General features: G+C 73.8%; 18 protein-coding genes. 5 read left to right on the top strand and 13 right to left on the bottom strand.

The window, feature by feature from the left end:
• Positions 1–308: hypothetical protein (locus ACH4FX_RS03355; protein ID WP_398474556.1), on the top strand; the 308-nt coding region annotated here is incomplete at its 5' end.
• Positions 309–407: 99 nt separating this feature from the next.
• On the opposite strand, the gene ACH4FX_RS03350 is transcribed toward ACH4FX_RS03355, so the two are convergent.
• Positions 408–1,415, bottom strand: coding sequence for a stage II sporulation protein M (locus ACH4FX_RS03350; protein ID WP_398474554.1), 1,008 nt, complete (start codon positions 1,413–1,415; stop codon positions 408–410).
• A gap of 130 nt (positions 1,416–1,545) precedes the next feature.
• Here ACH4FX_RS03350 and ACH4FX_RS03345 point away from each other — a divergent pair, with 130 nt between their 5' ends.
• Positions 1,546–2,835, top strand: coding sequence for an RDD family protein (locus ACH4FX_RS03345; RefSeq protein ID WP_398474552.1), 1,290 nt, complete (start codon positions 1,546–1,548; stop codon positions 2,833–2,835).
• A gap of 74 nt (positions 2,836–2,909) precedes the next feature.
• On the opposite strand, the gene ACH4FX_RS03340 is transcribed toward ACH4FX_RS03345, so the two are convergent.
• The gene (locus tag ACH4FX_RS03340) at positions 2,910–3,533 is read right to left on the bottom strand and encodes a hypothetical protein (protein ID WP_398474551.1); all 624 of its coding nucleotides are present in this window, start codon (positions 3,531–3,533) and stop codon (positions 2,910–2,912) included.
• Positions 3,534–3,674: 141 nt separating this feature from the next.
• Entirely contained in the window at positions 3,675–5,132 is a 1,458-nt protein-coding gene (gene ahcY / locus ACH4FX_RS03335) for an adenosylhomocysteinase (RefSeq protein WP_398474549.1), read from the bottom strand.
• A gap of 638 nt (positions 5,133–5,770) precedes the next feature.
• Between ahcY and ACH4FX_RS03330 the strand changes: the two genes are divergently transcribed.
• On the top strand, positions 5,771–8,047 hold the full coding sequence (locus tag ACH4FX_RS03330; RefSeq protein ID WP_398474635.1) for a fructose-specific PTS transporter subunit EIIC: 2,277 nt from the start codon (positions 5,771–5,773) through the stop codon (positions 8,045–8,047).
• A gap of 447 nt (positions 8,048–8,494) precedes the next feature.
• Here the strand turns inward: ACH4FX_RS03330 and ACH4FX_RS03325 are convergent, their stop codons facing one another.
• The 7 genes from ACH4FX_RS03325 to ACH4FX_RS03295 form a co-directional block, all read right to left on the bottom strand.
• A complete protein-coding gene (locus tag ACH4FX_RS03325; protein WP_398474547.1) occupies positions 8,495–9,454 on the bottom strand; it encodes a cation diffusion facilitator family transporter in 960 nt (319 codons plus the stop codon).
• A gap of 159 nt (positions 9,455–9,613) precedes the next feature.
• On the bottom strand, positions 9,614–10,834 hold the full coding sequence (gene manA / locus ACH4FX_RS03320; RefSeq protein ID WP_398474545.1) for a mannose-6-phosphate isomerase, class I: 1,221 nt from the start codon (positions 10,832–10,834) through the stop codon (positions 9,614–9,616).
• 121 nt (positions 10,835–10,955) lie between these two features.
• Positions 10,956–12,098 carry an SIS domain-containing protein gene (locus tag ACH4FX_RS03315; protein ID WP_398474543.1) on the bottom strand — a complete coding sequence of 381 codons (1,143 nt, stop codon included), beginning with the start codon at positions 12,096–12,098 and terminating at the stop codon, positions 10,956–10,958.
• Positions 12,099–12,162: 64 nt separating this feature from the next.
• Complete coding sequence (locus ACH4FX_RS03310; RefSeq protein WP_398474541.1) at positions 12,163–12,345, bottom strand: Trm112 family protein; 183 nt, start codon at positions 12,343–12,345, stop codon at positions 12,163–12,165.
• Positions 12,346–12,547: 202 nt separating this feature from the next.
• Complete coding sequence (locus ACH4FX_RS03305; protein WP_398474539.1) at positions 12,548–13,906, bottom strand: phosphomannomutase/phosphoglucomutase; 1,359 nt, start codon at positions 13,904–13,906, stop codon at positions 12,548–12,550.
• A gap of 163 nt (positions 13,907–14,069) precedes the next feature.
• Positions 14,070–15,686, bottom strand: a complete 1,617-nt coding sequence (locus tag ACH4FX_RS03300; protein WP_398474538.1) for an L-lactate permease — start codon at positions 15,684–15,686, stop codon at positions 14,070–14,072.
• 176 nt (positions 15,687–15,862) lie between these two features.
• Positions 15,863–16,306, bottom strand: coding sequence for a DUF3499 domain-containing protein (locus ACH4FX_RS03295; protein WP_398474536.1), 444 nt, complete (start codon positions 16,304–16,306; stop codon positions 15,863–15,865).
• A gap of 271 nt (positions 16,307–16,577) precedes the next feature.
• Between ACH4FX_RS03295 and ACH4FX_RS03290 the strand changes: the two genes are divergently transcribed.
• Positions 16,578–17,090 carry a metallopeptidase family protein gene (locus ACH4FX_RS03290; protein WP_398474534.1) on the top strand — a complete coding sequence of 171 codons (513 nt, stop codon included), beginning with the start codon at positions 16,578–16,580 and terminating at the stop codon, positions 17,088–17,090.
• 70 nt (positions 17,091–17,160) lie between these two features.
• Here the strand turns inward: ACH4FX_RS03290 and ACH4FX_RS03285 are convergent, their stop codons facing one another.
• The 3 genes from ACH4FX_RS03285 to ACH4FX_RS03275 form a co-directional block, all read right to left on the bottom strand.
• Positions 17,161–18,678: a DUF5719 family protein gene (locus tag ACH4FX_RS03285; protein ID WP_398474532.1), complete on the bottom strand. Its 1,518-nt coding sequence runs from the start codon at positions 18,676–18,678 to the stop codon at positions 17,161–17,163.
• A complete protein-coding gene (locus ACH4FX_RS03280) occupies positions 18,675–22,538 on the bottom strand; it encodes a glycosyltransferase (RefSeq protein WP_398474530.1) in 3,864 nt (1,287 codons plus the stop codon). The genes ACH4FX_RS03285 and ACH4FX_RS03280 overlap by 4 nt, the downstream gene beginning before the upstream one ends.
• Positions 22,539–22,830: 292 nt before the next feature.
• Complete coding sequence (locus tag ACH4FX_RS03275) at positions 22,831–23,094, bottom strand: WhiB family transcriptional regulator (RefSeq protein WP_003983763.1); 264 nt, start codon at positions 23,092–23,094, stop codon at positions 22,831–22,833.
• A 673-nt stretch (positions 23,095–23,767) separates the two neighbouring features.
• Here ACH4FX_RS03275 and ACH4FX_RS03270 point away from each other — a divergent pair.
• Positions 23,768–24,274, top strand: coding sequence for a cysteine dioxygenase (locus ACH4FX_RS03270; RefSeq protein ID WP_398474528.1), 507 nt, complete (start codon positions 23,768–23,770; stop codon positions 24,272–24,274).
• The last annotated feature ends 2 nt before the right edge of the window (positions 24,275–24,276 follow it).

Raw genomic sequence — 24,276 nt, 5'->3', positions numbered from 1 at the left:
ACCTTACCAGATCCGTTCGGCGTTTCCGCTTTCCGTTTCCGGCTCCCTGCTGGAGCGGGCCGGCCGTCCGGCTTTCGCTTTCCGGCCTTTCCGACTCTATCAGATCCGATTTCCAGTCCGTTACCGGGCTGAATTCGTTTCCGATTTCGTCGGAGGGGTTTGCCTTTCGGCTGTTCCGACTTTATCAGAACCGTTTCACCGAACTGATCGGCGCACGTTTTCCGGATAAAGATTCGGAGGTGCTCCACGGAATCAACGTTCCGGCGGAAGCAGATGAGAGACTAACCGTCGCGCTCGAACATGTCTAGTCCGTTGCAACCGTTCGAATCTACCTCCCCACTCCGCCCGTGTCAACGGGTTCTTTGGGGTGATGAGGAGATTAGCAGGTCAGGGGGGCTGTACGCACATCAGGCAGCGGTCGGGAGGGAGGCCTCGCGGTCCGTCGCCTCGACGTCGCCGGTTTCGCCTGACCGGACGGCACGGCCGCCCAGTACGTACACGTACACCAGGAAGGCCAGCTCGGCGATGACGCCGATGGTGATGCGGGCCCAGGTGGGCAGGCCGGACGGAGTCACGAAACCTTCGATGGCGCCCGACACGAACAGCACGGCGGCCAGGCCGACGGCCACGCCGAGGGCAGTACGGCCTTCTTCCGCGAGGGCGGTGCGGCGGGTACGCGGGCCCGGGTCGATGACCGTCCAGCCGAGGCGCAGGCCCACTCCGGCGGCGACGAAGACCGCGGTCAGTTCCAGGAGGCCGTGCGGGAGGAGCAGGCCCAGGAAGGAGTCGAGGCGGCCGGCCGAGGACATCAGGCCCAGGCCGACGCCCAGGTTGAGCATGTTCTGGAAGAGCACCCAGAAGACGGGCAGGCCGAGGAAGGCGCCCAGGACCAGGCACAGGGCGACGGCCTGGGCGTTGTTCGTCCAGACCTGCGCGGCGAAGGACGCGGCGGGGTGTCTGGAGTAGTACGTCTCGTACTCCCCGCCCGGCCGCGTCATGGCGCGCAGGTCCTCGGGAGCGCCGATGGCGGCCTGGACCTCGGGGTGGGTGGAGATCCACCAGGCGATGAGGGCGCCTACCGCGGTGGAGAGGAGGGCCGTCGGTATCCACCAGTGGCGCAGCCGGTAGACCGCGGCCGGGAACGAGACCGTGAAGAAGCGGGCGACATCGCGCCAGGACGCCTTGCGCGCGCCGGTGACCGTACTCCTGGCGCGGGCCACGAGCGAGGTGAGGCGTCCCGTGATGACCGGGTCCGGGGCGCTGGTCTGGAGGAGGGACAGGTGGGTGGTGGTGCGCTGGTACAGGGTGACCAGTTCGTCGGCCTCGGCGCCGGTGAGGCGGCGTCTGCGGCGCAGCAGTTCTTCGAGCCGGTCCCACTCTGCTCGGTGGGCCGTGACGAAGACATCGAGGTCCATGGGGTTCCGCTCCTGGCAGCGCCGTGAGGTGACTGTGCCGTCAGCTTGGCAGACTGGGCGCGTCGGCCGTGGGGCGGGCGGCGGTTCGGGGACGGACCGGTACGGAACGGGGCAGGGAAGGACGGCGCGCGTGAGTGAGCTCGTAACGGGCGAAGCGGTGGTGTTGGGGCTGCGGCCTGCCCGGTTGCCGAGCCGGGCGCTGGCGGTCCTCATCGATCTGGGCGTGACCTGGAGTGCCTACGTCCTGCTGTCGGTGGTGATGCTGAGCGCCACGGCGTCGATGGACTCGGCGGCGGTGGCCGCCGTGTCGGTGGCGCTGTTCGTGCTGGTGCTGGTCGGTGTGCCGATCATCGTGGAGACGCTGAGCCGCGGTCGCTCGCTGGGGAAGCTGGCGTGCGGGCTGCGGGTGGTGCGTGAGGACGGCGGACCGGTCCGCTTCCGGCACGCGCTGGTACGGGGCGCGATGGGCGCGATAGAGATCGTCCTGACGATGGGCGTGGTGGCGTGCATCGCTTCGCTCGTCTCGGCGCGGGGCCGGCGGCTCGGGGACGTCTTCGCGGGCACCGTGGTCGTACGGGAACGGATACCCACCCCGCGGGGGATACCGGTGCTGCCGCCCCCGCCGCCGTGGCTGGCGGCGGAGCTCGGCGCGCTGGACCTGTCGCGGGTACCGGACGGCTGGTGGCTGACGGTGCGCCAGTTCCTGAGCCGAATATCCCAGCTGGATCCGCAGGTCGGGGGTGCGATGGCGGCACGGCTGACGGGGGATCTGAGCGGCTGGACCGGGGCGTCGGTGCCCGCGGGCATGCATCCGGCGATGTATCTGGCCGCGGTGGCGGGCGAACGGCAGGCGCGGGAGGCGCAGCGGGCGTTCGGGGCGCCTCTGGGGGCTCCGGGGCCGGTGGCGGCGGGGTCGGTGACGGCGGGGTCGGTGACGGCGGGGGCCGGCTGGGGCGGGTCCGCGGCCGGGAGCGGGTACGGGGGTCCGCCTGGAGGCGGTGTGCACGTGGGCCAGGCGGCGTACGGAGGCGGACCGCACGGAAGTGGTCCGTACGGCAGTGGTGCGGATGGAAACGGCCCGTACGGAGGTGCCGCGTACGGGAGTGGCCCGTACGGGTCCGAGTCGGCAGCCGGGGGCGGCCGGGGCGCCGCTGAGTCGGCCGGGTCGGCGGGCGGCAGCGAGCCAGGAGCCGGGGCCGGTCCTGGAACCGGAGCCGGTGCCGGTGCCGGTGCCGGTGTCGGTGTCGGTGCCGGTGCCGGTGTCGGTGTCGGTGCCGGTGCCGGTGTCGGTGCCGGTGCCGGTGCCGGTGTCGGTGACGAGAAGGGAACCGGGCCCGGAGAGGGCCACGGAGGCACCCAGCCGGGAACGGGGCCCGAAAGCGGCGCTGAGCGCCGCACGGGGTTCTCGCCGCCCGCATAGGGGCCCCGCACAACCCCTCGCGTAAGGGGCCGCTCGCGTAAGGGCAAGTCGTTGCCCGGCTCGGCCAGGGGACGTCAGGGGAAGTCGGGGAAGGCCGAAGGCGGGGTTTCGAGGTCTTCGAGTTCGATGCCGGGAGCCGACAGGACGACGTCGCCGGCGAGGTGCACGGCGTGCTGTTCGCCGGTCTCCAGGTCGTTTACCTGGTATTCGTCCGCGGTCAGCGGGCCGTTGTCAGTGGGGTGTGCTGTCCTTTTCACCAAGGCCCAGGACTGGTCGAGGGTGCGGGGTGCGAGGACGGGGGGTGTGAAGGCCACCAGGCGGGTGCGGACGGCTCCGGCGCCGGGGGCGGGGCGGAGCAGCCGGGCGGTGGCGACGAGGAAAGCGGGGGACGCGCCGGTGAAGGCGTGGGCGGGGACGTTGCCTTCGGTGGCGTGGGTGCCGGTCGGGTCGGTACGGACCCAGGTGACGCCTTCCAGGGCGGCGCCGCGGACCTGCCAGTCGCCGGCGTGGAGTTCGAGCCGGATGGGGCGGCCGAGGTCGTCGAGGGTGAGGTCGACGGAGCCCGCGTGGTCTCCGGAGGGGGTGGTGAGCTGGGAGACGTAACGCCAGCCGGAGGGACCGGTGGCGCAGTGGAAGTGTTCTTCGCCGAGGGGGGTGTGGTCGTGCGGGTCGTGGAGGGAGTAACGGCCGCGAGGCATGGGGGTCCTTGGTCGGGTCCGGTGGTACGGGTCAGGCCCCCGCCGTGGTGCTGGGCGGGGGCCTGGTTCACCGGCTGCCGGTGGTGGTGCCCGGTGTGCGCGGGGGCGCGGCGGGCACCGGGGGCACCGGGGGCACCGGAATCAGTAGCGGTAGTGGTCGGGCTTGTACGGGCCCTCGACCGTGACGCCGATGTAGGCGGCCTGCTCCGGGCGGAGGGTCGTGAGCTTGACGCCGAGGGCGTCGAGGTGGAGGCGGGCGACCTTCTCGTCCAAGTGCTTGGGCAGGACGTAGACGTCGGTCGGGTACTCCTCCGGCTTGGTGAACAGCTCGATCTGGGCCAGGGTCTGGTCCGCGAAGGAGTTGGACATCACGAAGGAGGGGTGGCCGGTCGCGTTGCCGAGGTTCAGCAGGCGGCCCTCGGACAGCACGATCAGGACCTTGCCGTCGGGGAAGGTCCAGGTGTGGACCTGCGGCTTGACCTCGTCCTTGACGATGCCGTCGATGGCGGCGAGGCCGGCCATGTCGATCTCGTTGTCGAAGTGGCCGATGTTGCCGACGATCGCCTGGTGCTTCATCTTGGCCATGTCGGAGGCCATGATGATGTCCTTGTTGCCCGTCGTGGTGACGAAGATGTCGGCGGTCTCGACGACCTCGTCCAGGGTGGTGACCTGGTAGCCGTCCATCGCGGCCTGGAGGGCGCAGATCGGGTCGATCTCGGTGATGATGACGCGGGCGCCCTGGCCGCGCAGCGACTCGGCGCAGCCCTTGCCGACGTCGCCGTAGCCGCAGACGACGGCGGTCTTGCCGCCGATGAGGGTGTCGGTGGCGCGGTTGATGCCGTCGATCAGGGAGTGCCGGCAGCCGTACTTGTTGTCGAACTTCGACTTGGTCACGGCGTCGTTCACGTTGATCGCCGGGAAGAGCAGCACGCCGTCCCGCTGCATCTCGTACAGGCGGTGCACGCCGGTGGTGGTCTCCTCGGTGACGCCGCGGATCTCCGACGCCAGCTTGGTCCACTTCTGCGGGTTCTCGGCGAGGGTGCGGTTGAGGAGCTGGAGGATCGCGCGGTGCTCGTCGTTCTCCGCGGTCTCGACGGCGGGGGCCTTGCCGTCCTTCTCGTACTCGACGCCCTTGTGGACCAGGAGCGTGGCGTCGCCGCCGTCGTCCAGGATCATGTTCGGGCCGCCGGTGGGCGAGTTCGGCCAGGTCAGCGCCTGCTCCGTGCACCACCAGTACTCTTCGAGCGTCTCGCCCTTCCAGGCGAAGACCGGGACGCCCTGCGGGTTCTCGGGGGTGCCGTTCGGGCCGACCGCGATGGCGGCCGCGGCGTGGTCCTGGGTGGAGAAGATGTTGCAGGAGGCCCAGCGGACCTCGGCGCCGAGAGCGGTGAGGGTCTCGATCAGCACGGCGGTCTGCACGGTCATGTGCAGCGAGCCGGTGACGCGGGCGCCGGTCAGCGGCTGGGCGGCGGCGTACTCCTTGCGGATCGCCATCAGGCCGGGCATCTCGTGCTCGGCGAGGGTGATCTCCTTGCGGCCGAAGGCGGCGAGGGACAGGTCGGCGACCTTGAAGTCCTGGCTGTTGGCTGCGGTCGACATTCGGGTTGCTCCCGTGGTCGAGGGTGGTCGGCTGGCAGTCTGCGGCGCGGGCCGGTGTGGACGTTACCGCCCGGCGCTTCGCGCGGGCGGACGTACCGCTGGAGCGGTATTCCGTCCGAGGCGGTATGCCGTACGGGCGGCACCCCGCGTCGTACGGGTGGTGCCTCATGTCGTACGGGCGGTACCGCGTGGGCGGACACACCTCTCCCCCGGCCGCAGCGCAGTCCGTCGGAGGCCCTCTCTCCCTCGGCCGGCCCGCGGGGCGGACCGCCCGACCGCCATCAGCAGCGACGTCTGGCACTGGTCACGAATCTACACCGATCGCCCCGGGGAACCCCAGCCCGCCCGAGGAGTTCGCGTACGGCCGGGCGGGCGCGCGGGCCGCCGGCCGGTACGGGGGCGCAGGTGGCGGGGTACGGGCCCCGGCCGGAGTGGCTTTGGGCACTGTGCACCGCTCCCGTCGTATTGCAGGATGCGGGAAGCGCGGGGACACTCGCACGTCACCCCGCGCGCACGTCCGTTAGGAGAACCACGTGACCACCAGTCCAGCCGATCCCCGCGAGGGCGCGGGGAGGGGCGGGCGAGGGCTGAAGCTGCTCGCCGTGACCGCCTGCCCGACCGGCATAGCCCATACGTACATGGCCGCCGAGAAGCTGACCCAGGCCGCCGAGTCGCTCGGCCACGCGATGAAGGTGGAGACGCAGGGGTCGATCGGCGCCGAGAACGTCCTGTCTGACAACGATGTCAGAGATGCCGACGGCATCATCATCGCGGCGGACAAGGACGTCGACCGGGCGCGCTTCGTCGGCAAGCGGCTGCTGGTGGTGGGGGTGGCCGAGGGCATCCGCCATCCGGAGGAGCTGATCGAACGGGTGCGGAGCGCGCCCGTGTACGGGGCGGACACCGGCGGGGCCGGCGGAGACGGCGGGTCCGGTGCCGGTGCGGCCGGTGCCGGCGGTGCGGCCGCCGGGGCGTCCGGCTCGTCCGGTTCATCTGGTCCGTCCGGCGCCGCCGGTGGGGGCAAGGAGCGCAGCCTCGCGTACAAGGCGCTGATGAACGGCGTCAGCTACATGATCCCGTTCGTCGTGGTCGGCGGTCTGCTGCTGGCGCTGTCCCTGGCGGTCGGCGGGGAGCCGACGCCGAAGGGCCTCGTCATCCCGGAGGGCACCTTCTGGGCGCACGTCAACGACATCGGCACCATCGGCTTCCAGCTGATGGTGCCGATCCTCTCCGGCTACATCGCGTACGCCATCGGGGACCGGCCCGCGCTGGTGCCGGGCATGATCGGCGGCTGGATAGCCAACACGGGCGCGCTGTACGACTCCGAGGCGGGCGCCGGGTTCATCGGGGCGATCGTGACCGGCTTCCTGGCCGGGTACCTGGTGCTGTGGATCAAGAAGGTCCGGGTGCCCCGGTTCGTACGGCCGATCATGCCGATCATCGTGATCCCGATCGTCGCGACGGCGGTGCTCGGGCTGTTCTTCATCTACGTCCTGGGCAAACCGATCTCGTGGGTCTTCACGCACCTGACGAGCTGGCTCAGCGGGATGACGGGCACCAGCGCGATCGCGCTGGGCGCGGTCCTCGGCCTGATGATCGCGTTCGACATGGGCGGGCCGGTCAACAAGACGGCGTTCCTCTTCGGCACGGGGCTGATCGCGACCGGCAACCAGACCGTCATGGGCATGTGCGCCGCCGCGATCCCGGTGATGCCGCTCGGCCAGGGCCTGGCCACGCTGGTCCGCCGGCGCCTGTACTCCGACCAGGAGCGGGAAACCGGCATGGCGGCGCTCTTCATGGGTCTGTTCGGCATATCGGAGGGCGCGATCCCGTTCGCGGCGGCGCGACCGGCGCAGGTCATCCCGGCGAACATGCTGGGCGGCGCGGTGGCCGGTGCCGTCGCGGGCATGGCCGGGGTGACGGACGCGGTGCCGCACGGCGGGCCGATCGTGGCGGTGCTGGGCGCGGTCGGCGGGGTGCCGATGTTCTTCGTGGCCGTGGCGGCCGGCTCGGTGGTGACGGCGCTGACGACGGTGGCGTTGGTGGACGTGTCCGCGCGTGGAAAGGGCCGCTCGGCGGACGGCGCCACGGGTCGTACGGCGGACGGCGCCACGGACCGTGCGGCGGACCGGGCGACGGGCGGGGACCCGGCCGCCGCGCCCGAACCGGTGCTCGCCGGGGTCGGCGCGACAGCGGTCGCCGTACCGCCTGCGGGTGGGGCGGCCGGAACGACAGCGGCCTCCGGGACGGCCGGAAAGGCCTCGACCCGCGAGGCGGACGGCGCGGCACCGGCTGCGGAGGCGCCCCGTACGGCATCGGCCAGTGAGACTGAGACAGGCGGCACGGTGACGGGGCGTACGGCAGATGCCGATGGGGCGGCCGGGGCGACGGCGGCGGGCTCGGCCGCGGGTGGGGAAGGTACTGACGCCGGCGGTCCGGAGGGGGCGGCCTCCGACGGCGAAGTGCTGTCCGGGTATCTGAGCCGGGAGACCGTGAAGGTGCGGCTGGCCGCCGGCGGCAAGGAGGCCGCGATCCGCGAGATGGCGGAGCTGGCGGCCCGGACCGGCAAGGTGGCGGACGTGGACGAGCTGGTCCGGGTGGCGTTGGCGCGCGAGGCACAGGGCACCACCGGCCTGGGCGAGGAGATAGCGATCCCGCACGCCAAGACGGACGCGGTGACCGCTCCCGTCGTCGGCTTCGCCCGTTCCGAGGAGGGCATCGACTGGGACTCGCTGGACGGTACGCGCGCCAAGCTGGTGTTCATGATCTCGGTACCGGAGGCCGCCGCGGGCGACGAACACCTGCGCATCCTGGCGCTGCTGTCGCGGAAGCTGATGGACACCGGCTTCCGGGCCCGGCTGCAGGGCGCGCCGGACGAGGCGGCGATCCTGCGGGTGCTGAGCGAGGTCGGGTAGGCGGACGGCGTGGGCGGACACGGGCCGCCGTACGTCGGCGCCGTGCGGCCGTACGCGGCGCCGACGGGCCGTACCCGCACCGGGACGACCGCCCGCGTACGGGCCGGTACCCGAGCCGGGACAACCGCCGCGTACGGGCCGCTACCCGAGCCGGGACAACCGCCCGTGTACCGCCCTACGCGGACCAGGCAGCCCCGCGCGGCCCGGACGGGGCCCGGCGCAACGGTACGTGGCAGGGGCCCTGCACCACATCGGGTGCAGGGCCCCTGCCACGTACGGAACAGTCGCGTGCGGACCCGTCAGGGAGCGAGCCCCCCGCGCAACCACCGGCCAAACCGACCAGACCAGCCAGCCCGGTCAGACCAGCCAGCCCGGTCAGACCAGCCAGCCCGGTCAGACCACCCGGACCGATCAGAACAGCCGAACCGCTCAGACCAGCCGAACCGCTCAGTGCCCCCCAGGCGTCTTGCCCGGATCGCTGCCCGCAGCGGCGGCGGTCTCGCGGTAGATGTCCGGTTCCAGGTAGATCACGCGGGCGATCGGGACGGCCTCGCGGATGCGTTCCTCGGCGGCGTTGATGGCGTCCGCGACCTCCTTCGCCGTGTCGTCGTGCTGGACCGCGATCTTCGCGGCGACGAGGAGTTCTTCCGGGCCGAGGTGGAGGGTGCGCATGTGGATGACGCGGGTGACGGTGTCGCCGTCGACCAAGGCCGCGCGGATCCTGGCGACCTGTTCGGGGCCGGCCGCCTCGCCGAGCAGCAGCGACTTGGTCTCGGCGGCGAGGACCAGGGCGATCAGGACCAGGAGGGCGCCGATGCACATGGTGCCGATGCCGTCCCAGACGCCGTTGCCGGTGGCGAGGGTGAGGCCGACACCGCCGAGGGCGAGCACCAGGCCGACGAGGGCGCCGAAGTCCTCGAGGAGGACGACGGGGAGTTCGGGCGCCTTGGCGCGGCGGACGAACTGGGCCCAGCTCTGCTTGCCGCGCAGCTCGTTGGACTCCTTGATGGCCGTACGGAAGGAGAAGCTCTCGGCGATGATCGCGAAGACCAGGACGCCGACCGGCCAGAACCAGTTGTCGAGCTCGTGCGGGTCGTGGATCTTCTCGTAGCCCTCGTACAGAGCGAAGACGCCGCCGATGGTGAACAGGACGATGGAGACGAGGAAGCCGTAGATGTAGCGCTCGCGGCCGTAGCCGAAGGGGTGTTCCTCGGTGGCGGCGCGCTTGGCCTTCTTGCCGCCGAGCAGCAGCAGCCCCTGGTTGCCGGAGTCGGCGACGGAGTGGACGCCTTCGGCCAGCATCGAGGACGATCCGCTGAAGGCGAAGGCCACGAACTTCGCCGCCGCGATGGCCAGGTTGGCGCCCAGCGCCGCGACGATCGCCTTGGTACCACCTGATGCACTCATGGGTGGCGCATTTCCCTTCCGTCGAACGGCTGCGGTGCGCAGCCTGCTCCGAGGCCGCTCCGAGGGCTGCTTTACGAGCCCTTTAGGCGGGTCATTGTTGCAGCCCGGCCACCGGGGCGCCGGACGGGGCCGCTCTCCGGGCCACGCCCGGGACCGCCCTCAGGCCACCACCGTCGCCCGGAAGACCGTGCCCTCCCCCGCGAGCTCCACGCGCTCCCCGGCGCGTATGAAGGCCGATTCGCCGGGGGCGAGGGTGAGGGCGGCGGCGGAATCCGCACCGGAACCGGCGACGGCCCGCAGCGTGGCCGTCCCCGCCGTGCACAGGAGGATCTGCGGCGTGCGGTCGTCGAGCGGGTGGGGCGCGGCGCCGGGGGCCGGCACGAAGCGGGAGAGCCGGAACTCGTCGATCGGGGTGTCGTAGACCTCCTCGCCGGACGCCGTGGCCGCCTCCGGCCGCAGCACCCCCGCGTCGCGCGGCTCGAAGCGGACCACGCGCAGCAGCTCCGGTACGTCCACGTGCTTGGGGGTCAGTCCGCAGCGCAGCACGTTGTCGGAGTTGGCCATCAGCTCCACGCCGAGGCCGCCGAGGTAGGCGTGCGGGATGCCGGCGCCGAGGAAGAGGGCCTCGCCGGGCTGGAGCCGTACGTGGTTGAGGAGCATGGCGGCGAGTACGCCCGGGTCGCCCGGGTAGTGGTGGGCGATGGCGGCGTACGCGGCGCAGGCGTCGGCGTGCGGGCCGTCTTCGGCGGCCAGGCGCCGGGCGGCGGCCGCGGCCTGTTCGACGGTCTCGGCCGTCTCGTCGCGGTCGGCGCTCAGTACGGCGGTGAGGACCTCGCGCAGCGCGGCGTCCTCCGGAGCGGCGCGCAGGATGTCGGCGTACGGCTTGAGGGCGCCGACGCCGAGTGCGTCGAGGAGGCCGGCGGTCTCGGCCGGGTGCCGGAAGCCGCAGAGCCCTTCGAAGGGGGTGAGGGCGCAGATCAGTTCGGGCTTGTGGTTGGCGTCCTTGTAGTTGCGGTGCGGGGCGTCGAGGGGAACGCCGCGCCGTTCCTCGTCGGCGTGGCCCGCCTCGGCCTGGGCGAGGTCGGGGTGGACCTGGAGGGAGAGCGGGGAGCCGGCGGCGAGCAGCTTGAGCAGGAAGGGCAGCCGGGGGCCGAAGGCGCGTACGGCGTCGGGGCCCAGTTCGCGTTCCGGGTCGGCGGCTATGAGGTCGGCCAGCGACACCGGGCCGGTGCCGCGGTCGGTGCGGGAGGGGGCGCCGGGGTGCGCGCCCATCCACATCTCGGCCTGCGGCTCGCCGGTCGGCTCGGTGCCGAGGAGTTCCGGGATGGCGGTGGTGGAGCCCCAGGCGTAGGGGCGCACGGTGTTGGTGAGGCGGTCCATGGGCTTCCTGACTTCTCGTGCGGGCTGCTCGCGTCCTTCGCACCGTACGGGGCGGGCGGAACCCGCCTGCCGGGCAGGTCGTGCGATCGCCGCGCAGGTCACCGGCCCGCCGGGCGGCCCCTCATGGTCCCCCGGTGCCGGCGAGCGCCAGGTAGACGGCGGCGAAATCCGTGACGGCGAGCAGTTCGGCGGCCTTCTCCAGGGCGCTGCCGTCCTCCGGTTCCAGTTCGCTGACCGGTGTGTCGTGCTCCAGCACCAGGTCGCGGGCGGCGGGTGCGGCGGAGAGCGGGCCGGGCGGCTCCTCGCGCAGCAGGACGACGCGGGCGTGCAGGGCGGTGGGCTGTTCGACGCGGTCGCGGAAGAAGTCGTCCGGGTCGGCGCCGGCCGCGAACGGGCCGGCGAGCAGCGCGCCGTGGGTGGTCATCGTCTCGGGCAGTTCGCCGGCCAGCGCGGGCCGGCCGGCGAGTCCGGCCAGGACGGTCGCGAAGTGCCGGCCGACGGCGCCGGAGACGGTGCCCTCGGTCCAGATCAGCGGCAGCGCGTCGGCGAGTTCGGCGGCGAGCGTCTTGGCGGGGTTGGAGTACGTCCCGATGGCCGGGCCGCAGCGTTCGGCGACCTGGTCGAGGCGGCCGGCGAGCTGGGCGAGCAGTTCGGCGGGCGCGCTGAGCAGGCCGATCCGGTCGGCGAGCGCGAGCAGGGGGGTGAGCAGCGACCAGAGGGTGCCGGGGGCGGCGGGCGGGGCGCCCTCCACGTCGAACTCGGCGTCGTACGGGGTGGTGGCCAGCGGGACGGTCAGGCCGCGGGCCTGGACGACGGCGTCGGCGAGCGGGCCGTCGGCCGGGGTGACGGCGACGACGGAGCAGCCGCGGCGGTAGGCCTGCTCGATGAGCTGGGCGAGGCCCGGGTCGGTGCCGTCCGGGGCGGTGATCAGCAGCAGGTCCAGCGGACCGCACCAGCCGGGCAGGGTCCAGCGGAGCGCTCCGGGGCGCGCCGCGACGCCGGTGGGCCGGATGAGGGTGACCGGGCAGCTGCCGCCGCCGAGGGCGCCCAGGAGGTCGGCGACGCAGGCGGCGGCCGGTGCCGGGCCCGCTACGAGGACGGTGCGGGGGCGGCCGTCGGGCCGCAGGTCGGGGATGCCGGACTCGGCGGCGTTGCGGGCCGCCGTGCGGACCCGGGCCCCGGATTCGGCGACGCCGCGCAACAGCCCGTAGCGGTCGGCGCCGGCCAGCGCTTCGGGTGCGTCCAAGAGGGACTCGTCGAGCATGGTGTGCGCTGCCTCCGATCGCCGTTACGGGCGGGGTGGGGTCCGGACGGCTCCGGCGCCCGGGTCAGGCGGGGCGGCGTGCCTCGTCCACCAGGAGTACGGGGATGCCGTCGCGGACGGGGTAGGCGAGGCCGCATTCCGTGCCGGTGCACCGCAGCTCGGCCGGGTCGTCGTCCGACCGGTCCGCCAGCGGGGCGTGGCACGCCGGGCAGGCGAGGATCTCGATCAGGCTGGCGTCGACCGGCATGGGGGCTTCTCCTTCGGCGTGGATACGGCTCCTGCCAGCCTACCGCCGGGGCGGGCGGGCGGACGCGCCGCAGGTGGGCCCGGGCGGGGCCGGGCGGCCGGGCGGGTGCTCGCCCGTCCGGCCGCTGCCGCCCCGACCCCCTGGCCGAACGTTCGACCGCCGGATCGTCATCACCCGTTCGGGGAAGGCGTCGGTGCCCGCCTCAGGCCCGTACGATCTCCAGCACCTCGTCCCGCACCCGCTCGACCGTCTCCCGGTCCCGGGCCTCGACGTTCAGGCGGAGCAGCGGTTCGGTGTTGGAGGGGCGGAGGTTGAACCACCAGTCGGCGGTAGTGACGGTCAGGCCGTCCAGCTCGTCCAGTTCGGTGCCCTCGCGGCCCTCGTAGGCGGCCTTGACGGCGGCGAGGCGGCCCGTCTGGTCGTCGACGGTGCTGTTGATCTCGCCGGAGGCGGCGTACCGGTCGTACTGGGCGACCAGCTGGGACAGCGTGCCGTCCTGGCCGCCGAGGGCCGCCAGGACGTGCAGGGCGGCGAGCATGCCGGTGTCGGCGTTCCAGAAGTCGCGGAAGTAGTAGTGCGCGGAGTGCTCGCCGCCGAAGATGGCGCCGGTGCGGGCCATCTCGCCCTTGATGAAGGAGTGGCCGACGCGGGTGCGGACGGGCGTGCCGCCGTTCTCCTTGACGACCTCCGGGACGGACCAGGAGGTGATGCAGTTGTGGATGACCGTGCCGGCGGGGTGCTTGCCCAGTTCGCGGGCGGCGACCAGGGCGGTGATCGCGGACGGGGAGACCGGGTCGCCGTTCTGGTCGACGACGAAGCAGCGGTCGGCGTCGCCGTCGAAGGCCAGGCCGATGTCGGCGCCGGTCTCGCGGACGCGGGCCTGGAGGTCGGTGATGTTCTTCGGGTCGAGCGGGTTGGCCTCGTGGTGGGGGAAGGTGCCGTCCAGCTCGAAGTAGAGGGCGTCCAGCTCGATCGGGAGCCCTTCGAAGACGGTGGGGACGGTGTGGCCGCCCATGCCGTTGCCGGCGTCCACCACGGCCTTCAGGGGGCGGATGCCGGAGAGGTCCACGAGGCTGCGCAGGTGGGCGGCGTAGTCGGCGAGGACGTCGCGCTGCGTGATGGTGCCGGGCCGGGCCGCGGGCTCCGGGCCGTCGCCGTCCCGCCACTGCTCGACGAGGGCGCGGATCTCGGCGAGACCGGTGTCCTGGCCGACCGGGGCGGCGCCCGCGCGGCACATCTTGATGCCGTTGTACTGGGCGGGGTTGTGCGAGGCGGTGAACATGGCGCCCGGCAGGTCGAGCGCGCCGCTGGCGTAGTACAGCTGGTCGGTGGAGCACAGCCCGATCTCGGTGACGTCGGCTCCGCGCGCCGCGGCGCCGCGGGCGAAGGCCCGGGACAGGCCGGGCGAGGAGGGCCGCATGTCGTGCCCGGTCACGATCGCGTCCGCTCCGGTCACCTGGGCGAAGGCCGCGCCGAACAGCTCGGCCAGCGTCTCGTCCCACTGGTCGGGGACCACACCGCGCACGTCGTACGCCTTCACGATCTGCGACAGATCAGTCACAGCCAGCCCTCCTGAATGTCATGACGGGGTCCCAAACCTACCCGTACGCGACCGGAGGGAGGCTGGAGCGGGTGCGGGGCCCGGCCGCCCGGTTCCTCGGGTGTCCCGTGGGGCGCCCGCCATGCGCGCCGCTCCGGCCGGCGGCCGTCCCGGTACGCCCGCCCTACGGCAGCATCCACCTCAGCACATCCGTGCTCTGCCCCACCACGATCAGGCACATCACTAGCAACAGCCCCAGACTCCACGGCAGCACCTTGCGCAGCAGGTCGCCCTCGCGGCCGGCCAGTCCGACCGCCGCGCAGGCGATCGCCAGGTTCTGCGGGGAGATCATCTTGCCGAGGACGCCGCCGGAGCTGTTGGCCGCGGCGAGCAGGACGGGCGAGAGGCCGGACTGCCGGGCCGCGGTGACTTGGAGGGCGCCGAAGAGGGCGTTGGCGGAGGTGTCGGAGCCGGTGACGGCGACGCCGAACCAGCCGAGCACGGGCGAGAGGAAGGCCAGGCCGGCGCCCGCGGCGGCGACGAGGTGGCCGATGGTGGCGGCCTGGCCGGAGAGGTTCAGGACGTAGGCGAGCGCCAGGACGGCGGTGACGGTGACGATGGCCAGGCGCAGTTCGCGGACGGTCGCGGCCCATTCCCGTACGGCGGCGCCGGGACGGACGCCCAGGACCGCGGCGCTCAGCGCGCCGGCCAGCAGCACCAGCGTGCCGCCGGTGGCGAGCAGCGGCAGCGCGAAGGTGTTACCGGCGACCGGTGTGCCGTCCGGGCCGGCGACGTCCAGGAAGGGCCAGTCGAAGGTGCGGGTGGCGCGTGCGAGGAGGTCCCTGACGGGCGGGACCTGGGCGAGGGAGAAGACGGCGACGATGAGGGCGTACGGCGCGTAGGCCCGTACGACGTCGGCGCGGGGGTCGCGCACGTCCAGGTCCGCGCTGCGGGCGCCGGTCAGCACGGCGGCCCGTACCGGCTCGGCGGCGGGCCTGCGGGCGCCCGGTACGGCGACCAGCGCGGCGGCTCCGGCCAGGGCCGCGCCGATGTCGGCGAGCTGCGCGGAGACGTAGTTGGCCGCCGCGAACTGCACGGCGGCGAAGGCCAGTCCGCAGGCGAGCGCGGGCGGCCAGGTCTCGCGCAGGCCGCGCCGCCCGTCGACCAGGAACACCAGGAGCAGCGGGACGACGAGGGCGAGCAGCGGGGTCTGGCGGCCGACGACCGGGGCGACGGTGTCCAGCGGCAGGCCGGTGACCTGGGCGAGCGTCACCACGGGCGTGCCCATGGCGCCGAAGGCCACCGGCGCGGTGTTGGCGACGAGCGCGACGACGGCGGCCCGTACCGGGGCGAAGCCGAGCGCGACCAGCATCACCGCGCTGATCGCGACGGGCGCCCCGAACCCGGCGAGCGCTTCGAGCAGCGCGCCGAAGCAGAAGGCGATGACCAGGGCCTGGACGCGGGGGTCGGCGGAGAGCCCGGAGAAGGAGCGGCGCAGCACGTCGAAGTGCCGGGTGCGGACCGTCATCCGGTAGACCCACAGGGCGTTGACGACGATCCACAGGATGGGGAAGAGGCCGAAGAGGGCGCCCTGCGCGGCGGCGGACAGGGCCTGTCCGGCGGGCATGCCGTGGCCGAGGCAGGCGGTGGCGAGGGCGACGGCGAGGCCGGCGAGCCCGGCGCGGTGGGCCCGCATCCGTACGGCGCCGAGCAGGACGAGGACGGTGACCAGCGGCAGGGCGGCGACGAGCGCGGACAGGGCGAGCGAATCGGCTACGGGCTCCAGCTGCTGGACGAACACACGGCCTCCCGGGCCTCCCGGCGGACAGCTCTCCCGTCACCTTCCGCCATGCGGAAGCGGATCATTCGGGAGTGGAGGCATGGTGGTGGCTGCGCGGAACCGGCGTCAATGCCGCGGACGGGAGGAGATCCGGAACGGCGCGGCGGCGGCCGTCCCGTCCCGCTGGGCCCGGGTGCTCAGGAGTCCGGGGACCGCAGCACCCGCAGGTGTCCCCGGCGGGCGACCTCCATGGGGTGGGCGTCGCGCCCGTTCGGTCCGGTGACCTGGGGTCCGCTGCCGCCGCCCGCCGCGCGCTCCTGCGGGCGGGCCGCCTCGCGCACCGCGTTGGCGAGCGCTTCGAGGTCGTCGCCGCTGGGGCGGGCCGGTCCGGCGTCGGTGGCCAGCCGTACGACCTCCCAGCCGCGCGGCGCGGTCAGCCGCTCGGAGTGCTCGGCGCACAGGTCGTAGCAGTGGGGCTCGGCGTAGGTGGCGAGCGGTCCGAGCACGGCGGTCGAATCCGCGTAGACGTACGTCAGCGTTGCGACGGCGGGGCGGCCGCACGCAGTGCGCGAACAGCGACGTACAGGGCTCACGACGTTGGACGGTACCGCACTCTTGAGCGGGCCGCGATGACTCTCCACGACCTCACCCGACCGTGTCGTCCTGGTTCGTCCGGTGCGCCTGACCTGCGGGCGCTCGGGCCGTCCGGCGCCGGGAGCACTGCGCCGGACGGCGCAGGGGGTCAAAATCCGTCACGACTGTGTGCATTTCGTGTCATTCCTCATGCCGTTCACGGTCCGCCGCGCAGTCGCGAACGGACTCATCGAGCCTATGACCGGTCACTCGGTGACATGGCACCGGATCGGCCGCTCTCCCGCCCCGGCTGCCGCCGGACGGTTACGCTCGGTTCTGATGGACAGCCCCGTACCTCCTCCGGCCGACGCCGAGGGGACCCCCGCCCCGGCCGGCGACGCCGAGCGACACCCCGCGCCGGCGGAGCCGCGCCCGCGCCGGCGCGACCGCCACGGCCGGGGCATGCGCGGCCCGGTCGCGCCGCCCCAGGTGCCGCTCTCCGTGAGCCGCGCGGACGCCTTCGTGGACCTGGTCTACGACTCACGGGACCGGCTGGAGCGGCGCTGGCCGCAGCTGGCGGACGTGGACTTCCTGGTCGTCGAGGTGCCCGGGTTCGGCCCCGACGGGGCCGCCGGGCCGCCGGCCGACGAGGAGACGGTGCCGCTGGGCCGGCTGCTGCCCGCCGGCGGCGACCACCGGGACCGGGTGGTCGTCTACCGCCGCCCGGTCGAGATCCGTACGAAGAACCGCGACGAGCGGGCGCTCCTGGTCCACGAGGTCGTCGTCGAGCAGGTCGCCGAGTTGCTCGGCCTGGCACCGGAGTCGGTGGACCCGCGGTACGGACAGGACTGAAACGGGCGGGGCCGGGGGCGCGGGGCCGAGTCGCCCCGTGCGTCCCCCGGCCCCGCCCGGTCCGTCCGTCCTACTGCGTCAGCAGCGACAGGTCCTCCGACGCCGTCGGCACCACGACCGTCCCCCGGTCGTCCGGCAGTGTCTGGATGGTGAAGGCCGGCAGACCGCCCTGCGGCAGGGCCAGGGTCCGGGCCGCGTGGACCGGGCCGCTGCCCGCCGCCGGTTCGACGGTCAGCGCGTAGGAACCCTTGAGGCCCTGCGGACGCGGCGGCTCGACGGCGAGGGTGCTGCCGCCCTTGACCGTGTACGTCTTCGAGACCGGCGTGCCGCCCTCGCTGCCCGCCGACGCGGTGACCGTGACCTTGGCGTCCCTGCCCTTCTCCGGCGCGACCAGGGACAGCGTGCCGCCCTTGTCCCGGTTGTCGGCGGCGGTGGCCCGCTGCCCGACCGGCCGGGTCGCCGGGATGAAGGCCATCTCCTGCTTGTCGCCCTTGCCGCGGACGACCTGGAGGGCCGCGGTGACCGGCGCCGTGGAGCCGTCGGCCGGGGTGAGCACCAGTGAGCCCGCCTCGCCCTTGGTGAGGTCCTTGAGGTCGGCGGACGCGGTCATCCCGCTCCTGACGTGCAGGGTCTCCAGCCCGGCCGGGGTGATCAGGCCGTTCGGGGTGGCCAGCTGCACCTTGAGGTCGGCGTCCGACCGGCCGGGGGCGACGGCGACCAGGTGGACGGCGGTGGCGTCGGCCGGGATGCCGGGCAGCACCAGACCGGACGCCGGGTCGGCCGCGGCGGGCAGCCAGTCGCCGCCGAGCTTGGCGTCGGCGGCCTGGACGGAGGCGCCGACCCGGCCCTCGCGGGCGATGACGTGCAGCGCCGCGTCCGGGGTGGGCGTACCGGTCAGCGTGGAGAGCAGCACCGGCACGGTGGCGTGCGGCGGGACGGTGATGTTCTCGCCGGACGCGGACCGCAGCGCGCCGTCCTTGCCGCGCAGGTCCAGGTCGACGACGGCCGGGGTGCTGTCCGGGTTGGTGAGGTGGACGTAGTCCTGACGGTCCTTGGCGGTGCTCACGCCGGGGAACCAGAAGTCGGTGTCGGGCGCCGCGCAGGTCAGGCCGAGCAGGCCGCGTCCGCCGCCGGCCGCGACGCTGGTGGTCTGCTGGACGGTCCAGCCGGGTGCGAGGGCGCCGTCGGCGGCCCCGATGAGGGCGGGCGCGTCGGCGCGGTCCGTGGTCGCGGTGGCCGGCGTGCCGGGCTGCTTCAGGGGCGCGACGGGCCGGGCGTCCGGCTGCGCGCCCGTGCCGCCGCCCTTGCCGTCCTGCTGCTTGCCCGGCCGGGCGGGCAGCAGTCCGGCGGTGCCCTGGGTCCCGGTCTTGCCGCCCGTCCCCTTGGGCGTGAAGGCGGTGTACGTGGTGTCGCCGACCTCGGAGGAGGTGGGCGGCGGGCACAGCAGCGCGGACCGCTCGACGGGCAGCCGGGAGGCGCCCTTGGCCGTGCCGTCCCGCGGCCCGTCCGGGGCGGCGACGGCGGCCACGCCGGTGACCGCGCCGAGCGCCGCGGCGGCGCCGATCAGGGACATGATGGTGCGCTTCACTGCTGGTCGCTCCCGTCGCGGCGGGGCTCGGGGTAGGAGCCGGGGTACGTCGTGCCGTCGTCGTAGGGCTGCTGGTGCGGCGGCTGCTGAGGCGGCTGCCGGCCGTAGTGGTACGGGTCGTGGGTGCCGGGCTGGTACGGGCCGGCGGTCTGGTCCGGGGCCGCTTGGTAGGCGCCCGGGTACGGGTGGCCGTACGGGTCCTGGCCGTACGGTTCCTGGCCGTACGCCGGTGCGCCCGCGTCCTGCCCTCCGTACGCCGGTGCGCCCGCGTCCTGCCCCTGCGGCGGCGCGCCTTGGTCCTGCCCGTACGGCGTCTGCCACTGGTCGTACGTCTGCTGCCCGTAGCCGTCCTGCTGTCCGTACCCGTGCTGCTGGTCGTAGCCCTGCTGCGGGACGGCCGCGTACGGGTCGGCGGTCTGGCCGGCCATCGGATCGGCGGGACCGCCCTGGGGCGCCGCCATCGGGCCGGGTACGGGCTCCTCGCCGGACCGCGGTGCCGGAACGCCCGGTTCCGCGCCGCCCTCGGGGGCGCCGGCGGCCTGGGCCGCGCGCAGCCGCCGGGCCCGGCGGCCCTCGCCCGCGGCGGCCGGTGCGGACAGCGCGGCCGTGCCCTCCTCGGGCAGGTCGTCGTCGTTCTCCCGGCGGCGGCCCGGCAGCGCCAGCACCACCAGGACCACGGCGAGCAGGCCCTGCGCCCACAGCCACGCGGTGTGGCCCAGGGGGTCGTCGTAGGTGAGGTCCAGGCGCCCGCCGGTCGCGGGGAGTTCGAAGCCCTGCGCCCAGCCGTCCAGCTTGACGGGCTTGAGCGCCTTGCCGTCCAGGGTGGCCTGCCAGCCCGGGTCAGCGGTGTCGGCGATGCGCAGCACCCGGCCGTCGGGGCCGTTGGGCAGGTCGGTGTGGGCCTCGACCGGCCCCGCGGCGACCGGTACCGGCGCCGCGGCACGGCCCGCGCGGGTCCCGTCCTTGGCCTCCCCCGGCACGATCGCCACACGTGAGACGCGCTGGTCCACGCGCCACAGGGCGCTGCCGTCCTCCTGGCTGAGCCGGGTCAGGCCGGGCGTGGCGTCCAGGACGCGGCCCATCTCGCGGGGCGCGCCGTCGCGGACCAGGATGTAGCGGACCGCGTAGCCGCCGAGCTGGTTGGTCTGGTCGGCGCCGGAGCCGGCGACGAGGTGGGCGACGATGCCGCCGAGCCGCTTGTCCTCGCCGGTCGCCGCGGCGATGTCGGCGTCTCCCAGGCGCGCGCCGGAGCCGCGTACCAGGGTGTACGCGACGTGCCCGGCGTCGCCGTCCAGGACGAGGGTGCGCGCCCGGTCGACGGAGCCGGAGTCCTCGGCGACGAACGCGGGGACCTGGGCGGGGTCGCGGCGCTCCAGCGGCCCGGCCGCACCGGTGATCATCCAGCTGACCGCCGCGTACAGCGGGGCGAGCAGCGCGGACAGCGCGATCAGCACGGCGACCGGCTGCTTCCAGCCGAAGCCGAGGGTCTCCATGCGGGAGCGGATGCCCTCGGCGCCGACGGCGGCGGCGCACAGCAGCGCCAGCCCGTAGACGAGGACGGCGGGCCCGGCCCACGCGGAGCGGTTGGCCAGTACGGCGAAGAGCAGGCCGGTCACGGCCACGGCCCAGGCCGTGCGGACCGCGAACTGCCGGTCGGCGCGCAGCGTGGCGGCCAGCGCGGCCAGCACGATGCCGAGGAGCAGCACCCCGCCGACGGCCTTCGGGCCGCCGGGGCTGATGCCGACCAGGTCCAGTACGGAGGCCGGGCCCGCGCCGAGGTCCAGTCCGGCTTCGCGGAAGAAGCGGAACGGGTGGGTGAGCAGGGACAGCGACCAGGGCGCCAGGACGACCAGCGGGGTGCCGGCGACGGCGAGGAAGCGCAGCGCGTAGTGCGGGAGCAGGCCGCGGTTGCCGTCGAAGGCGCGCAGCGCCAGCAGGGCGACGCCGAGGACGACGGCGACGGGCCACACGACCGGGGTGAAGGCGGTGGTGAAGGTCAGCAGCAGCGCGTACGCCCAGGCGGCGCGCCAGCTCGGCCGGGTGCCGGGGCCCAGCCGCAGTCCGCCGGCGGCGACGGCGGCCCGGGCCATCGGCGGCAGCAGGATCGCGAGGACCGCGGTGCCGATGCGGCCGCCGGCCAGGGCGCCGGTGGCGGCGGGCAGAAAGGCGTAGCCGACGCTGCCCCAGGCGCGCAGCAGGCGGGAGGTGACCAGCGGCCGGGAGGCGAAGTAGGCGCTGAGCCCGGCGAGCGGCACGGAGCACACGAGCAGCACGGTGACGGCCAGGCCGGTGCTGCCCAGGAAGAAGGTGGCGACCAGGGCGAGGACGGCGAGGTAGGGGGGCGCGGCGGCGGTGCTGCCGGTGCCGGTGGCGTGCCAGCCGTCGAGGTAGCCGGACCAGAGGTCGCCGAGGCTGCCGGGGGCGGGCAGCAGGGCACCGCCGGTGAGGGCGCCGGAGCCGAGCAGGGAGCGGCAGGCGACGAGGGAGACGGCGAGCAGGACGAGGAAGAGCACCGGGGCCGGTTTGCGGGCGATCCGCTTGAGCCGGGCGAACTGCTCGATCTCCAGGTAGTCGGCGTCGTCGCCGCCGGGTCCGGACTCGACGGCGCCGTGCCGGCCGGCCGAGGCGGCTTCGGGTGCGGAGCGGCCGGCGAGGTTGCCGGCGACCTGTTCGACGGTGGCCCGCACCGTCGCGCCGGGTGGCGGGAAGAGGGGCCGCAGTTCGCTCGCGTCCGCCGTGGGACGGCCGCGTTTTCTCCGCGCGGCGAGGATCGTGCCGGGGCGCAGCAGGGTGCCGAAGAGCCCGGCGAGTTCGTCGAGGGCCTGGCCGGGGACCTTGCCGACGAGGTAGGCCAGGACGCGGAGCAGGGTGCCGAGGACGATGCGCAGGGCGACGTACGGGAGGAGGGCGCCGCGGGTGTTGGCGAGGAGGGTGTAGACGGCGCCCGCCTTGTCGACCCGGTGGGGGCCGGCGACGGAGCGGCCGACGCAGTCGATGGGGCGGCGTTCGCGGGCGGACGCCTCGGCGTGCCGCAGGACCGCGTCGGGGGCGACCAGGACCTGGTGGCCGGCGGCCTGGGCGCGCCAGCACAGGTCGACGTCGTCGCGCATCAGCGGCAGTCTGCGGTCGAAGCCGCCCAACTGCTCGTACACGTCCCGCCGGATGAGCATGCCCGCGGTGGAGACGGACAGCACCGGCCGCACCTGGTCGTGCTGTCCCTGATCCTGTTCGCGGCGGTCCAGGCCGGTCCAACGGCGCCCGCTGCGGGCGATGCTGACGCCGGCTTCGAGGAGCTGGCGGCGGTCGTACCAGCTGCGCAGCTTGGGGCCGACGACGGCGGTGGACGGGCTGGCGTCGGCCACCCGCAGCAGTTCGGCGAGCGCGTCGGGTTCGGGCGCGCAGTCGTCGTGCAGCAGCCACAGCCACTGGACGGGTTCGCCGTGCGGCAGTTCCGGCAGGTCGTAGGCGTCGTCGCGCCAGGTGCGGCCGACCGGGTCCCAGCCGCTGGGGCGGCGCAGGTACGGCAGGTCGTCGGGGCCGAGGACGGGGGCGGCGCGCACGGCCTCGTCGACGGCGGTGCCGAATCCGGAGCGGCGGGCGAGGTGGAGCACCCGGTCGTCGCCGAGGGCCTCGCCGAGGAGCCGGGCGGAGCCGTCCGCGCTGCCGGTGTCGGCGCCGACGGCCTGCTGTGGCGGGCGTTCCTGGCCGAGCAGCCCGGCCAGCGCGTCGGGCAGCCAGCGTTCGCCGTCGTGGGAGACGATCACGGCGGTGACGACGTGCCGGGGGAACTCGGGGGTGCCGTCGTGGTACTGGGCGGCGGCTTGCGCGGCCTGGGCGGCCGGCTGACTGTGCAGGGACATCGAGGTAGGGGCCCTCCCCGGGGGTCTCGGGGTCCTCCCCCGGCATAGCGCTCGCTGTGGACTGCGACGGACGGCGACGCGGTGCGGGCGACGGCACGTCCCGTGGCCGGGTGCCCGTCTGGGCGTCGGTGCGCCTCGGACGCGGCCCCACACTAATGCTTCCCGCCGGCGCGGCCGTCGGCCGTGTGCACAGCGGTCCGCCTCCGGTGGGTGGGCACCGGAGGCGGACCGTTGTCTATAGGGGGATATAGGGAGATGCGGTGACCCGGCGGCCGGGCCGTTCCACTGGACGTCAGACCGCCGCCTTCTTGAGCCGGCGCCGCTCGCGCTCGGACAGTCCGCCCCAGATGCCGAAGCGTTCGTCGTTGGCGAGGGCGTATTCAAGGCATTCGGAGCGGACCTCGCACGCGAGGCAGACCTTCTTGGCCTCGCGGGTCGAGCCGCCCTTCTCCGGGAAGAAGGATTCGGGGTCGGTCTGGGCGCACAGCGCGCGCTCCTGCCAGCCGAGCTCCTCGTCCGCCTCTTCGACCAGCAATTCCTGGAACAGCTCGGTCATGTGCGCCCCTCGTCTGTCTTTGCGTCCCCGTGATGCAGCCGTTATCGATGACGGCTGAACGACACGAGTGAAATTACAAGTGTGCCGATCCGGGCCAGTCAAGCCGAGATCTGCTATTGGGCCCCTTATTCACTCTGCGGAACCAAGCCTATGCAGAAAGTGTTCAAATCGGCAAAAAACAGGACACTTCCTCAGCCGTATCACCCGTAACTTCCCTCTCAGACCCAAGGACGCGACGGGCGCCGCAGCCGTTGCACCGCGCACGCCGAAGCGGGCCGGATCACATTCAGGTCACGAGACCGCAACGACGCCCGGGAGCGCGGGGTTGTCCGCCGTCTTCTCCGCACCGCGTCTGCACAAACCTTTCGCCGGGCGCAGCAACCGGATGAGGTGAAACATCTCGCCCAAACCCGGCATCCGGTTGACACGGCGCCGAGTACCCGGTCTCCTTACATGCATGCCAGCGATTCCTGCGCTCCGCCTGACCCGTGCCTACGGGTCCCGCTGCGCTGCCCAGGCCCGCTGTCGCTGTTCCAGCTGTTGACGCCACCGAGCTCCGGCTTTCTCTTTCCGCAGCACCCCGCCGCACGGCTCCCGTGACCGCTGCGCGCGCTCCGCGCGGCGGCGCACCCCATCTGCGCCACCTGAGCACCTTGCCGAGGAAACCCCGTACATGAACAGCGATGTCCAGATCGCCGGCGACCCGCTCGCCGTCCCGCATCTGCTCCCGCCCGTCCCCGCCCACCCCGCCACCGTCGCCGGCTTCGCCGGACTCGCCCGGGAGATCGCCGCCGACCGCGCCGCCTGGGCCCCGCTGGTGCGCTACGACGCCACCACCCGCTGGTACCACCGGCTGCGCACCGGGCCCGGCTACGAGGTGTGGCTGCTGAGCTGGCTGCCCGGCCAGGGCAGCGGGCGGCACGACCACGGCCCCTCCTCCGGCGTACTGACCGTCCTGGAGGGCGAGTTGAGCGAGCACACCGCCACCGGGCACCGCACCCTGGCGGCCGGCGCGCAGCGGGTCTTCGCGCCCGGCTACGTCCACGAGGTCGTCAACGACACGCTGGCACCCGCGGTCAGCCTGCACGTGTACTTCCCCGGCCTGACCGAGATGCCGATGCACAGCGGGCCCAGCGCGCGCTGCGCGGCAGGCGCCTCCCACGAGGCGGTCACCGGCTGACA

It is taken from the genome of Streptomyces sp. NPDC018019, from assembly GCF_044327805.1.
Taxonomy (GTDB): domain Bacteria; phylum Actinomycetota; class Actinomycetes; order Streptomycetales; family Streptomycetaceae; genus Streptomyces.
The sequence above is the reverse complement of the archived record's forward strand: the minus strand, read 5'-3'. Positions and strand labels throughout refer to the sequence as shown.

Coding starts and splice junctions, on each gene's coding strand:
- ahcY (WP_398474549.1), bottom strand. CDS start 5,132: ATGTCGACCGCAGCCAACAGCCAGGACTTCAAGGTCGCCGACCTGTCC.
- ACH4FX_RS03350 (WP_398474554.1), bottom strand. CDS start 1,415: ATGGACCTCGATGTCTTCGTCACGGCCCACCGAGCAGAGTGGGACCGG.
- ACH4FX_RS03310 (WP_398474541.1), bottom strand. CDS start 12,345: ATGCCGGTCGACGCCAGCCTGATCGAGATCCTCGCCTGCCCGGCGTGC.
- ACH4FX_RS03340 (WP_398474551.1), bottom strand. CDS start 3,533: ATGCCTCGCGGCCGTTACTCCCTCCACGACCCGCACGACCACACCCCC.
- ACH4FX_RS03270 (WP_398474528.1), top strand. CDS start 23,768: ATGAACAGCGATGTCCAGATCGCCGGCGACCCGCTCGCCGTCCCGCAT.
- ACH4FX_RS03280 (WP_398474530.1), bottom strand. CDS start 22,538: ATGTCCCTGCACAGTCAGCCGGCCGCCCAGGCCGCGCAAGCCGCCGCC.
- ACH4FX_RS03330 (WP_398474635.1), top strand. CDS start 5,771: ATGGCCGCCGAGAAGCTGACCCAGGCCGCCGAGTCGCTCGGCCACGCG.
- manA (WP_398474545.1), bottom strand. CDS start 10,834: ATGGACCGCCTCACCAACACCGTGCGCCCCTACGCCTGGGGCTCCACC.
- ACH4FX_RS03290 (WP_398474534.1), top strand. CDS start 16,578: ATGGACAGCCCCGTACCTCCTCCGGCCGACGCCGAGGGGACCCCCGCC.
- ACH4FX_RS03315 (WP_398474543.1), bottom strand. CDS start 12,098: ATGCTCGACGAGTCCCTCTTGGACGCACCCGAAGCGCTGGCCGGCGCC.
- ACH4FX_RS03325 (WP_398474547.1), bottom strand. CDS start 9,454: ATGAGTGCATCAGGTGGTACCAAGGCGATCGTCGCGGCGCTGGGCGCC.
- ACH4FX_RS03275 (WP_003983763.1), bottom strand. CDS start 23,094: ATGACCGAGCTGTTCCAGGAATTGCTGGTCGAAGAGGCGGACGAGGAG.